Annotated in this window: 10 protein-coding genes; 2 read left to right on the top strand and 8 right to left on the bottom strand. The window is 70.9% G+C overall.

Translation table 11 applies throughout. The features are described 5' to 3' along the window. Positions 1-80 precede the first annotated feature (80 nt). Positions 81-1,928 (top strand): CocE/NonD family hydrolase, encoded by a 1,848-nt coding sequence (locus E1288_RS24720; protein WP_132488971.1) that lies wholly within the window; start codon positions 81-83, stop codon positions 1,926-1,928. 51 nt (positions 1,929-1,979) lie between these two features. Here E1288_RS24720 and E1288_RS24715 read toward each other — a convergent pair whose 3' ends face one another. The 6 genes from E1288_RS24715 to E1288_RS24690 all read right to left on the bottom strand — a co-directional run bounded on the left by E1288_RS24715 (position 1,980) and on the right by E1288_RS24690 (position 9,691). Next, positions 1,980-3,743, bottom strand: a complete 1,764-nt coding sequence (locus E1288_RS24715) for an acetyl/propionyl/methylcrotonyl-CoA carboxylase subunit alpha (protein WP_132489077.1) — start codon at positions 3,741-3,743, stop codon at positions 1,980-1,982. Positions 3,744-3,812: 69 nt separating this feature from the next. Then, on the bottom strand, positions 3,813-4,061 hold the full coding sequence (locus tag E1288_RS24710) for an acyl-CoA carboxylase subunit epsilon (protein ID WP_132488969.1): 249 nt from the start codon (positions 4,059-4,061) through the stop codon (positions 3,813-3,815). A 28-nt stretch (positions 4,062-4,089) separates the two neighbouring features. Beyond that, positions 4,090-5,742 (bottom strand): acyl-CoA carboxylase subunit beta, encoded by a 1,653-nt coding sequence (locus tag E1288_RS24705; protein ID WP_132488967.1) that lies wholly within the window; start codon positions 5,740-5,742, stop codon positions 4,090-4,092. Positions 5,743-6,035: 293 nt separating this feature from the next. After that, complete coding sequence (locus E1288_RS24700; RefSeq protein WP_132488965.1) at positions 6,036-7,229, bottom strand: TetR/AcrR family transcriptional regulator; 1,194 nt, start codon at positions 7,227-7,229, stop codon at positions 6,036-6,038. Between the two features lie 111 nt (positions 7,230-7,340). Then, a complete protein-coding gene (locus E1288_RS24695; protein WP_132488963.1) occupies positions 7,341-8,195 on the bottom strand; it encodes a class I SAM-dependent methyltransferase in 855 nt (284 codons plus the stop codon). A gap of 119 nt (positions 8,196-8,314) precedes the next feature. Then, the gene (locus tag E1288_RS24690; RefSeq protein ID WP_132488961.1) at positions 8,315-9,691 is read right to left on the bottom strand and encodes a type I glutamate--ammonia ligase; all 1,377 of its coding nucleotides are present in this window, start codon (positions 9,689-9,691) and stop codon (positions 8,315-8,317) included. Positions 9,692-9,876: 185 nt separating this feature from the next. On the opposite strand from E1288_RS24690, the gene E1288_RS24685 reads away from it, so the two are divergent. Then, positions 9,877-10,605, top strand: coding sequence for a DUF899 family protein (locus E1288_RS24685; RefSeq protein ID WP_132488959.1), 729 nt, complete (start codon positions 9,877-9,879; stop codon positions 10,603-10,605). Here E1288_RS24685 and E1288_RS24680 read toward each other — a convergent pair. Then, positions 10,602-11,213, bottom strand: coding sequence for an FMN reductase (locus E1288_RS24680; RefSeq protein WP_132488957.1), 612 nt, complete (start codon positions 11,211-11,213; stop codon positions 10,602-10,604). The two genes, E1288_RS24685 and E1288_RS24680, sit on opposite strands and share 4 nt — an antisense overlap. After that, positions 11,210-12,307 (bottom strand): LLM class flavin-dependent oxidoreductase, encoded by a 1,098-nt coding sequence (locus E1288_RS24675; RefSeq protein ID WP_132488955.1) that lies wholly within the window; start codon positions 12,305-12,307, stop codon positions 11,210-11,212. Before E1288_RS24675 ends, E1288_RS24680 begins: the two co-directional genes overlap by 4 nt. Positions 12,308-12,632 lie beyond the last annotated feature (325 nt).

Raw genomic sequence — 12,632 nt, 5'->3', positions numbered from 1 at the left:
CGGAGTGCTTGGTCGGAGGCGGCCTGCGTAACCCGGTGCGGTTCTGATCGTTGATCTCCCGGACTCCCCGGGAGGTCTTCATGCGCCGCTCCGCGCTGGCTCTGCTTCTTGCCCTGGCTATTGTCTTCGCCGGGTTGACCACCGCCGAAACCAGTTCCGCTCGGCCCGCTTGGGCTCCTCGTGGCGAGGAATATCCCGCCGCAGCCACCGAAACCGACGTGTCCATCCCGATGTCCGACGGCGTGGTCCTGCGCGGCGACATCCAGCGTCCCGCCGACGCCGACGGCCGGCCGGTCGACGGCCGCTTTCCCGTGCTGCTGACCATCACCGCCTACAACAAGGCCGTGCTCAACGGTCCCGCCTCCGCCGCGCTCGGCGACCCGGGTTACTTCGTCAAACGCGGCTACGTGCAGGTCACCGTCGATGCGCGCGGCACCGGCGGTTCCGGTGGTTCTTGGGCCGCTTTCAGCGCTCGGGAGAACACCGATGCCGGTGAGATCGTCGACTGGGCCGCCTCTTCCGAGCGGCCTTGGAGCAGCGGTTCGGTGGGCATGCACGGCGCTTCCTACATGGGCATCAGCCAGCTCTTCGCCGCCGCCGAACGGCCCGCCGGGCTCAAGGCGATCTTCCCGCAGGTCCCCGCCGCCGACACCTACCGGGACGTCGTCGCCTCCGGCGGCGCTCTCGACGTCGGGTTCATCCCGCTGTGGCTGGGCCTGGTCACCGGCACCGGGCTGATCCCGCCCGCCTACGGCGCCGGCGAGCCGGACAACGCGCTGCAGATGTACCTCTCACGGGTGCAGGGCGCCACCGGATTCACCGCGCCGATGCTGCTGTCCGCGACGCTGGGGCTGGACTCCGCCTTCGACGGGCCGTTCTACGCCGAGCGCTCGCCGATCAACGCGCTCGACCGCATCGACGTGCCCACCTTCCTCGTCGGCGGCGAGTACGACCTGTTCCAGCGCGGCACGCCGATGGTGTTCGACCGGCTCCGGGAGCGCGGCGTCCCGGTGAAGATGATCTTCGGGCCGTGGGACCACCTGCAGGGCAGCACCGGCGCCGGGATCGGCGAAGCCGGGCACGGCACGCTGCAGGAGCTCCAGCTGCGCTGGTTCGACCGCTACGTGCGGGGGCTGCCCGACCCGGCCCTGGACGCCGACATCCCGCCGCTGACCTGGCACGAGATCAACTCCGGCGAGTGGCACCACGCGCAGGGCTGGATCGACGAGCAGCGCGCCACCACGTTCCGGCTCTCCGGCACCTCTTTCCCCGGCGCACCAGGAAAACTGGTCGCCGAGGGCGCCGAGCAAGGGCAGAGCACCGTCGCGCCGGTCCCGGTCTCCGGGCTGTGCACCCGCTCGGCCAACCAGTGGACCGCCGGGCTGCCCAACGCCGTCGGGATCTCGCGACTGTGCGAGGACAACCGGTGGAACGACTTGTCCGGCGCGGTCTTCGAAACCGAACCGATGGCGCAACCGCTGCGAATGCGCGGTCCGATCAACGCGCGGCTGCACACCTCGACGCCGACCGGCAACGGCATGCTGTCGGTATCGGTGTCGTCGGTGTCGCCGACCGGCGAGGTCAACCGGCTCACCGGCGGCTGGCAGGTGCTGTCGCACCGGACGCTGGACGAAGAGCGCTCGCGCTACCTCGACGGGCAGCTGATCCAGCCGTACCACCCGTTCACCAAGGAGACGCAGAACCTGTTGCAACCAGGGGAAATCGCGCCGATCGACGTGGAGGTCTTCCCCACCGGCGCAGTGATCCCGCCCGGTCACCGGCTGCGGATCTCCGTGCAGGCCTTCGACGTGCCGCACCTCCTGCCGACGCTGCGCGACCTGCCGGCGGCGCTGTCACCGCTGACCATCCACAACTCCACGCAGCATCCGTCGCAGATCACGCTGCCGGTGATTCCCGCGGAGGACTAGCGGAGGGGCCCCTGACCGAACCTCGGTCAGGGGCCCCTCCGCGCTGTCAGGTTACTCCTTCAGCTCGCAGAGCGTGGTGCCCTGGGACACCGAGTCGCCCGGCTGCGCCGACAGGCCCGTCACAGTGCCCGCCTTGTGGGCCGTCACCGGGTTCTCCATCTTCATCGCTTCCAGCACCGCGATCAGGTCGCCCGCCGCGACCTCCTGGCCGTCGGCCACCGCGACCTTCACGATCGTGCCCTGCATCGGCGCGATCACGGCGTCGCCGGACACCGCCGCACCGGCTTTGCCCGCGGAACGCTTGCGCGGCTTCGCCTTCGCCGCCGGGGACGCCGACGAGACCGCGAGCTCCGCAGGCAGCGAGACCTCCAGGCGGCGTCCGCCGACCTCGACGGTGATCGTCTGCCGCGCCTCCGGCTCCTCCGCCTCGACGCCGCCGGTGAACGGCTCGATGTTGTTGTCGAACTCCGTCTCGATCCACCGGGTGTGCACGGTGAAGCCGTCGGCCCCGACGAACGCCGGGTCGCGGACGATCTCGCGGTGGAACGGCAGCACCGTGGCCATGCCCTCCACGACCATCTCGTCCAGCACCCGCCGCGAGCGCTCCAGCGCCTGCTGCCGGTCCGCGCCGGTGACGATCACCTTCGCCAGTAGCGAGTCGAACTGGCCGCCGATCACGCTGCCCGACTCGACCCCGGCGTCCACCCGGACGCCCGGGCCGTGCGGCGCGACGAAGCGGGTCACGGTGCCCGGCGCGGGCAGGAAGTTGCGTCCCGCGTCCTCGCCGTTGATCCGGAACTCGATGGAGTGGCCGCGCGGCTCGGGGTCGGCCGTGATCCGCAGCTTCTCACCGGCGGCGATGCGGAACTGCTCGCGCACCAGGTCCAGGCCCGTGGTCTCCTCCGACACCGGGTGCTCCACCTGCAAGCGGGTGTTGACCTCCAGGAACGAGATCGTCCCGTCCAGGCCCACCAGGAACTCCACGGTGCCCGCGCCGTAGTAGCCGGCCTCGGCGCAGATGGCGCGCGCCGCCTCGTGGATGGTGCGGTGCTGGTCGTCGCTGAGGAACGGCGCCGGGGCCTCCTCGACGAGCTTCTGGTGCCGCCGCTGCAGCGAGCAGTCGCGGGTGCCCACGACCACCACGTTGCCGTGCTGGTCGGCGAGGACCTGCGCCTCGACGTGCCGCGGCCGGTCCAGGTAGCGCTCGACGAAGCACTCGCCGCGACCGAACGCCGTCTCGGCCTCGCGCACCGCCGAGGCGTACAGCTCGGGGATCTCCTCCAGCGTCCGGGCGACCTTCAGGCCCCGGCCGCCGCCGCCGAACGCGGCCTTGATGGCCACCGGCAGCCCGTGCTCCTCGGCGAAGGCGACGACCTCGTCGGCGCCGTTGACCGGGTCCTTCGTCCCCGGCACCAGCGGCGCGCCCGCGCGGGTCGCGATGTGCCGGGCGGTGACCTTGTCGCCGAGGTCGCGGATCGCCTGCGGCGACGGCCCGATCCAGATCAGGCCCGCGTCGAGCACCGCCTGGGCGAACTCGGCGTTCTCCGACAGGAAGCCGTAGCCGGGGTGCACGGCGTCGGCCTCGGCGCGCTTGGCGACGTCGATGATCTTGTCGATGTTCAGGTACGACTCACCGGGCGTCGAACCGCCCAGCGCGAAGGCCTCGTCGGCCAGCCGCACGAACACCGCGTAGGCGTCCGGCTCGGCGTACACGGCGACGGAGGCGATGCCCTCGTCCTTGCAGGCGCGGATCACCCGCACCGCGATCTCACCGCGGTTGGCGATCAGGACCTTGCTGATCGGCGTCACGTCCACAGTGGTCAACTCCTCATTTCCCGGCGCGACGCCGGACGGCTGGCGAAAACTTGTTGGCGGGCAACGACATCAGCCCGGGAGGGCCGACGCGCGCCAAGCGTGCGGGCCGGGGCGCAGCGGCCGGCGGCCCGCCGGGTGGCGCAGCGCGGCGGACCGGTCGCCCCACAGCGACATCGGCCGCTGCTGCGGCTCGGCCGCGGCGCTCGCGGCGGCCAGGCCGCTCAGCGCCGCGGTCAGCGCGGCGATCTCGGCGTCGTCGGGATTGCCGCGCACGATGCGCAGCACCGGACGCTCCTCCGGCGTCGCGTCCTGGCTCATCTGGCACCTCCTCGCGGGTGGGACGACGTCACAGCGGGATGTTGCCGTGCTTCTTCGCGGGCAGGCTGGCGCGCTTGTCGCGCAGCATCCGCAGCGACCGCGCCACGTACCCGCGGGTGTAAGACGGCGGGATCACCGAGTCGACGTAGCCGCGTTCGGCGGCCACGTACGGGTTGCAGAGGGTGTCCTCGTACTCCTGCTGCAGCTGCGCCCGCGTGGCCTCGACGTCCTCGCCGTTCTCGGCCGCTTCGGCGAGCTGCCGCCGGTAGAGGATGTTCACCGCGCCCTGCGCGCCCATGACCGCGATCTGCGCGGTCGGCCACGCCAGGTTGACGTCCGCGCCCAGGTGCTTGGAGCCCATCACGTCGTAGGCGCCGCCGTAGGCCTTGCGGGTGATCACGGTGACCAGCGGGACGGTGGCCTCGGCGTAGGCGTACAGCAGCTTTGCGCCGCGCCGGATGATGCCGTTCCACTCCTGGTCGGTGCCCGGCAGGAAGCCCGGCACGTCCACGAAGGTCAGCACCGGGATGTTGAAGGCGTCGCAGGTGCGGACGAACCGCGCGGCCTTCTCGCTGGCGTCGATGTCCAGGGTGCCGGCGAACTGGGTGGGCTGGTTGGCGACCACGCCCACCGGGTGGCCCTCGATGCGCCCGTAGCCGGTGATGATGTTCGGCGCGAACAGCGCCCCGACCTCCAGGAACTCCTCGTCGTCGACGACGCGGGAGATGACCTCGAGCATGTCGTAGGGCTGGTTCGGCGAGTCCGGGACCAGCGCGTCCAACTCGCGGTCGGCGTCCGTGATCGACTCCAAAATCGAAACGGAGCCCGTGACGGCGTCATTCTCTGGACCGTCGAACACCGGCGCCTCGGCCAGGTTGTTGCTGGGCAGGAACGACAGCAGCTCCTTGACGTAGGCGATGGCGTCCGCCTCGTCAGTGGCCAGGTAGTGCGCGTTGCCGGAGCGCGAGTTGTGGGTTCGCGCGCCGCCGAGCTCCTCGAAGGTCACGTCCTCGCCGGTGACCGTCTTGATGACGTCGGGGCCGGTGATGAACATGTGCGAGGTCTGGTCGACCATCACCGTGAAGTCGGTGATCGCCGGCGAGTACACCGCGCCGCCCGCGCACGGGCCCATGATCAGCGAGATCTGCGGGATCACGCCGGAGGCGTGGGTGTTGCGCTTGAAGATCTCGGCGTACAGGCCCAGCGCCGCGACGCCCTCCTGGATGCGCGCGCCGCCGGAGTCGTTGATGCCGATCAGCGGGCAGCCGGTCTTCAGCGCCAGGTCCATGACCTTGACGATCTTCTCGCCGAACACCTCGCCCAGCGAACCGCCGAAGACGGTGAAGTCCTGGGAGAACACGCACACCTTGCGGCCGTCGACGGTGCCGTAGCCGGTCACCACGCCGTCGCCGTAGGGGCGGTTCGCGTCCATGCCGAAGTTCGTGGAGCGGTGCCGCGCGTGCTCGTCGATCTCCACGAACGAACCCGGGTCCAGCAGCATGTCGATGCGCTCACGGGCGGTGTTCTTGCCCTTCGCGTGCTGCTTGGCCACCGCGCGCGCCGAGCCGGCGTGCACCGCCTCGTCATTCCGCCGGTACAGATCCGCCAGCTTGCCGGCGGTCGTGTGGATGTCCGGCACGTCCACCGGCGGCTGACCGACCGGCTCCGTCGCGCTGCTCATGCAACCAACCTGTCCTCGTTACCTGCTCGGCTCCAGTGTCTGCCGCCCGCTCGCGACGTTCCAGGCCCGGAACCCGGTGACGCGCCTCGGCGCGTGGCGGCCGGTTCGTCACCCCAAGGCCGGGCGCGGCGTGCGTGCTGGCAGACCTGGTCAACGCGGAGCCTAATGCGGCGCGACGGCCGAAGTCAATTTCGAAGTGAGCTGCCCCTAGTTCAACCAGGCCAGCCAATCAAGCATTCTCCTGCGGGGATGATGCTTAAGTGAATATCTAGTAGTAGTCATCCGGCGGCCGGTCACACGGGCTCGACGGGCGTGTCCAGCATCAGCGCCGAGCCGATCCGCAACAGCGCTTCGACGTCGCGCACCGAGCCGGTGCGCACCATGTCGTTGGCGACCGTCAACGCCGCCTGCACCAGGATCCGGGCGCGCACCGGGTCGAGCCCCGGCCGCGCCTCGCACAGCAGCCCGACCCACTCGGCCACGTAGGCGTGCTGGGTCTGCCGCGCCCGGTGCCGTTCCGCGTCCGGCAGGTGGTTGACCTCGCTGACCAGGATGTCGATGAACCGGCCGTGGTCGAAGGCGAAGCCGATGTAGGAGCTCAGCAGCTCGCGCAGCGCGTCGTCGGCGGCCGGCGTGCTGGCCAGGGTCCGTTCGAGCTCGACCTCCAGCCACGCGTTGCCGCGGGTGATCACGGCGCCGAGCAGCTCCTGCTTGCTGGCGAAGTAGTTGTACAGGCTGGGCCCGGCGATGCCGGCCGCCGCGCCGACGTCCTCGGTGGTCACCTCGGTGTAACCGGCGTCGGAGAACAGCCGCATCGCCGCGGCCAGCAGCAGCCGCCGCCGGGAGGCGCGCCCGGCGAACAGCGCGGCCCGCTGGTCGGCATCGGGCTCGTGGTGGTCGGCGAACCGCTGCGGCGGCTGGGTCCCGATGACGACCACCATGGCACGCAGCAGCTGCTCGAACTGGCGCCGCGGCAGGTCCACCTGGTGGTAAGACGGACTGGTCAGGACGCTGAACATGCACCAGGCGCGGAACCGGGCGTCCTCGCCGGTCAGCTCGGGCCGGAAGGCGCGCGCCACCTCGGCCAGCCCGGTGGCCACACCGCGCAGCTCCTCGCGCAGCACATCGCGCTGCTCCTCGGGCAGGTGCCGGGCTTCGCGCTGCCAGAGCACGCCGAGCTGGCGGTGGTCCAGCGCGGCGGCGGCGAGCTGTGCGACCACGTCGTCCAGGTCCCGGTCGGCCACCTGCGCGGCGATCGCGTTGAACGGCTGGAGCTCGTCGAGGACGACCCGGGTCAGCAGCTGCTGCTTGCCCGCGAAGTGCCGGTACAGCGCCGACGAGCCGACCCCGACCGCCTCGGCGATGTCGCTCATCCCGACCCGCGCGTAGCCGAGCCGGTAGAACAGGTCCGCGGCGGCCGCGGTGATCAACGCCCGGCGATTGCGGGGACGCGTGTTGCGAGCAGGTGGATTGGTCACCTCAGCCATCGCCGCCTCCCCTGCTCGCCCGGCACAGCGAGCATACTTGCGCGCCGTGCTCGGGCGACGCGGCCGAGGACTCTCCACATGAGATCGTCAGCGGCCCCGGGCACTACGCGCTCATCCGCGCCAGGTGGCCGTGACCAACCATCCGGAGGACTTCGCCACGACGGAGCCACCTCGCTCCAGGGTCCGCAGCGCGGCGGTGGCTTCCTCGCGCGCCCGGCCGACGGACGCGTCGTCGGCATCGGACATCCAGAACCGCATCGGGCCCCAGCCGAAGATGAACTCGGCGGCGTCGGCCGCGTTCTCGCCCAGCACCATCTCGGACTCGACTTCCCGGAGGACGACGTCCGCGAAGCCGGCCCCGGTCAGGACCTCGCGGATGCGCCCGGGGTCGGTGAACGTGGCCGGCCCTGGCGCGGTGTCCTCGGCCGGATCGGGCAGGGCGACGTGCGCACCGATCGCCGCCCACACGGCGCTGAAGTCGGCGTCGGAGGCGTCCCGGCCGCACCCGAAGACCAGCCGCCCGGACGGCTTCAGCGCCGCGCCGATGTTGGCGAACGCGGTCACCGGATCGGCGAAGTACATGATCCCGCCGCGACTGATGGCCACGTCGAACCGGTCGGCCGGGAAGTCGTGGACCTGCGCGTCGCCCTGCTCGAACGTCACGTTGCCGATGCCTTCGGCCGCGGCCGTGCGCCGGGCTCGTTCGAGCATCGGCCCGGACAGGTCGACGCCGAGGGCGTGCCCGCCGGCCGCCAGGCGCGCGGCGATCCGGGTCGTCTGCCCGTTGCCGCACCCGATGTCGAGCACGTGATGGTCGCTCTCGATGCCCGCCGCCTCGAACAGCTGGACGTCGTTGCGGCCGCCGAGCCCGCCGACCATCACTTCGTACCGCTCCTGGTTCTCCGCCCAGTGCGTGCCTTCGTAGCCGTTCCAGGCTTCCGCCTGATGAGTGTTGACGATCTTCATGCGGGCAACCCTGCCCGGACGCGCTCACAACTCCCTCGCAGAACGCACACACCACCCGTTGTCCGCAATTTCCATTGAAATCGAACCTTCGATTTCAATGGAAATTGCGGACGACCCGATCACCAGCACCAGCGGGTGCGGGCGGCGAGCTGCTCGGGCGTGGCGTCCGCGCATCGTTGCGCTTCCGCTCGGCGAACCGTGAGCATCGCGTCGTGCAGTTCCTTGCCCAGGGCTTCGGCCAGCACGTCGGAGGACTCCAATGCATCAGCCGCCTCGGCCGCGTTCGTCGGCAGGCGGTGGATTCCCGCCGCCGCGCGCTCGTCGTCGGTCAGCGCCGCCGGGTCGCCGGTGATCTCCGCGGGCAGCCGCAGCTCCTCGCGCACGCCCGCGAGGCCCGCCGCCAGCACCGCGCCGACCGCCAGGTACGGATTCGCGGTGGCGTCGAAGCACTTCACCTCGGCGTTGGCGGCCCACCGCTCGGTGCCGATCGTGCCGGTGATCAGCCGCATCGCCGCCTCCCGCGCCTCCCGGCCCCACACCTGCCACACCCCGGCCCACCGGGACGGCTCCAGCCGCAGGAAGCTCGCCGGGTTGCCGCCGCCGATCGCTTGCAGCGCGGGAAGTTCTCGCAACACACCGGCCAGGAACGCTTCGCCGACGGGCTGCAAGCCATAGCGTCCCGAGCCGCCCGCGAAGAGGTTGCCGTCCGAGTCGTGCACGGACAGGTGCAGGTGCCCGCCTGAGCCCGCGCCACCGGGCACGAGGCAGGGCGCGAAGCTGGCCCGCCAGCCGTGGCGGCGCGAGACCGCACGCACGGTGTGCCGCACCAGCAGGGCATCGTCGGCCGCGCCGAGCGGATCCTTCGCGGCCACCGACAGTTCGACCTGCCCGAGCGCGTATTCGGGGTGGAACTGCTGCACTTCGAGCCCCTGCTCGCGCAGCGCGGAGACGAGTTCGAGCGCGTAGTCCGCCGTCGCCTCCAGCCGCACCTGGCCGTAGGCGGGGCCGGTGAACGCCGGGACGAACTCGTCGGTGCCGGACTCCCCCAACGCCCATTCGTGTTCGAAGGCGGTGCGGACGGTCAGCCCCGCGTCGGCGGCGGCCTGCGCCTGGCGCGCGGCGAACGCGCGCTGGCAGGCGACGAACCGCTGGCCGTCCTGGCCGAACTTGTCGGCGGGCGCCCACGCCCAGCCCGGCAGCGCCGCCAGGCGCACCAACCGCCCGAGGTCCGGCACCAGCCGCAGGTCGCCGTCCGGCCCGCCGAGGTAGCGGCCCGGCACCATCACATCGTCGAAGCTGAACGTCTCGAAGCACGGCGAGGCCCCGACGCCGAACCGGGCCGCGGCCGACAACCGTTCCAGCGGAACCGATTTCACCCGCACGATCCCGGCGTTGTCCACAAAGGACATCTCGACCAGCTCGACGCCCTCGTCGCGCAGCCGCGCGATGACATCGGCCGAACCGGCCGGCTCGTCCCGGGGAATCCGCTCGCTCATACCTGCCACGTTATCCAGCGCCGCAAGCGGAAGCGCACCACCAGCGGAAGCCACCCGTCGCCCAGGTGTGCGCAGATGACTTCGCGAAGGCGGGGTGCGGGTACCCCGGAAGGCGCGATGAGTTTCGGCCCTCCGGCAGGTCATCACTGCCGAGGCCACCGATGCGCGACCGGAGAGGGAAACCGATGGAAGCGAACAGCACGCACCCGTTGCCCCACATCGTCGACCGGGCTTCCTGGCAGGCGGAGCTCGACCGGTTGCTGGTCCGCGAGAAGGCGCACACCCGCGAGGGCGACGCGATCGCGGCCGCCCGGCGGCGGCTGCCGATGGTCGAGGTGGACGCGCAGATCCCGCTGGTCGGAGCGCAGGGCGAGGTGCCCCTGGTCGACGTGTTCGAGGGACGCCGGCAACTGATCGTCTACCTGCACATGTGGCACGACGGCAAACCCGCCGCCGAGCAGTGCGAGGGCTGCACGTTCTTCACCGGGCACGCCCGAGAGCTGTCCTACCTGCACAGCCGCGACGTCACCTACGCGACGTTCTGCCAGGGCCCGTACGACGAGAGCGCCCGGTACCGGGACTTCATGGGCTGGGAGATGCCCTGGTACTCGGCCCGCGACTCCGGGGACGCGTTGCTCGCCGGGCGCGGCTTCGGCGGCTACCTCTGCTACCTGCGCGACGGCGACAGGGTGTTCGAGACGTACTGGACGACCAGCCGCGGCGTCGAGGCCGGCGCCACCAGCTACCACCTGCTCGACCTCACCACCTACGGCAGGCAGGAGACCTGGGAGGACTCGCCGGAGGGCTGGCCGCAGCCCTACGCGACCGCCGGCGAGCAGTTCCGGACCGACGGTCGGCCCACGGCGCAGTGGTCCCGGCTCGCCGCGGGCCGGTCCGACGACCTCTCCGGCTAGTTCCGGTTCTGGGACAGGAGTTGTTCGAAGGGGACCGGTTCTTCGAACGCGTCGGCGCGGGCGGGCGCCGGGCGGTGGTCGACGAGGGCCGCGAACTCGCCCGCCGCGCGGTCGACGCGATCGGCCAGCGCCGCTCCGTCGCCCGCCGAACCCCAGTCCTCCGACGCCGCGTACACCGCGGTCGGCACCACCACCGCCCGCAGGTAGCTGAACATCGGGCGCATCGCGTGTTCCAGCGCCAGCGAGTGGCGCGGCGATCCGCCGGTGGCGCCGATCAGTACCGGCTTGCCGACCAGCGAATCGGTCTCCACCACGTCGAAGAACGACTTGAACAGCCCGCTGTAGGACGCCTGGAAGATCGGCGTCACCGCGATCAGGCCGTCGGCCGCGGCCACCCGGTCGAGCACCTTCCGCAGCTCCGCGCCGGGAAAGCCGGTGACCAGGTTGTTCGCCACCTCCTTGGCGTGGTCGCGCAGCTCGACGACCTCGATGTCCGGCGGCTGCGCCAACGCGCGGCCGGTCGCCGCGGCGAGCCGGTCGGCCAGCAGCCGGGTGGACGACGGCTGGCTCAGGCCCGCCGAGATCACGACCAGGTTCCGCTCGCTCACTTCGCCACCTCCGCCTTCTTCGCTTCCTTCGCGGCCAGCAGCGACGCGTGCGTCGGGGCGTCCGGCACGTGCGCGGGCCGCATCGACTCGAATTCCTTGCGCAGCACCGGGACGACCTCCTCGCCGAGCAGGTCGAGCTGCTCCAGGACGGTCTTCAGCGGCAGCCCGGCGTGGTCCATCAGGAACAGCTGGCGCTGGTAGTCGCCGACGTACTCGCGGAAGCCCAGCGTCCGGTCGATGACCTCCTGCGGGCTGCCGACCGTCAGCGGCGTCTGCTCGGTGAACTCCTCCAGCGACGGCCCGCCGCCGTACACCGGCGCGTGGTCGAAGTACGGCCGGAACTCGCGGACCGCGTCCTGGGAGTTCTTGCGCATGAACACCTGTCCGCCGAGGCCGACGATCGCCTGGTCCGCCGCGCCGTGCCCGTAGTGCTCGAACCGCCGCCGGTACAGGTCGACCATCCGCTGGGTGTGCTCCTTGGGCCAGAAGATGTTGTTGTGGAAGAAGCCGTCGCCGTAGTAGGCGGCCTGCTCGGCGATCTCCGGGCTGCGGATGGAGCCGTGCCAGACGAACGGCGGGACGCCGTCCAGCGGCCGCGGGGTCGAGGTGAACGACTGCAGCGGCGTGCGGAACTTGCCCTCCCAGTCGACCACGTCCTCCCGCCACAACCGGCGCAGCAGGTCGTAGTTCTCGACGGCCAGCGGGATGCCCTGGCGGATGTCCTGGCCGAACCACGGGTACACCGGGCCGGTGTTCCCGCGGCCCATCATCAGGTCGACGCGGCCGTCGGCGAGGTGCTGCAGCATCGCGAAGTCCTCGGCGATCTTCACCGGGTCGTTCGTGGTGATCAGCGTGGTCGAGGTGGACAGGACCAGCCGCTCGGTCCGGGCCGCGACGTAGCCGAGCATGGTCGTCGGCGAGGACGGCACGAAGGGCGGGTTGTGGTGCTCGCCGGTGGCGAAGACGTCGAGTCCGATCTCCTCCGCCTTGAGCGCGATCCGCACCATGGCCTTGATCCGCTCGGCCTCGGAGGGCGTGCGGCCGTTGGTCGGGTCGGTGGTGACGTCACCGACCGTGAAGATCCCGAACTGCATGTGAACTCCCTCGCTGGCCAGATCCCGATCATTTAGTACGAGATTCAACTATTTCCACGAACGATTCTGCCCTGCGAGTTGTTCCCGCCGAAGGCCCGGCCTCCCCGACGGGACGCACATCACAGGCGGCCCGACACGCCCCCGCATGTCGGAACGCACGGCCCCGGGCCCAGTCGTGGGTGCTGCTAGAACTGACTTGTCTTTGTCTTTGAAGCGGCGCAGCCGCTTAGCCCGCCCTGGCAACTTGCACCGCCGCGGGTTCTCAGGGGTCTTCTCGCGAGGACAGCCCCGACGTGGTGAATTGGTCATTCATGATGTCGGGGAT

Source organism: Saccharopolyspora elongata (assembly GCF_004348985.1).
Classification (GTDB): Bacteria; Actinomycetota; Actinomycetes; order Mycobacteriales; family Pseudonocardiaceae; genus Saccharopolyspora; species Saccharopolyspora elongata.
Note: the sequence above shows the minus strand (reverse complement) of the source record. Positions and strands in the feature narration are given on the sequence as shown.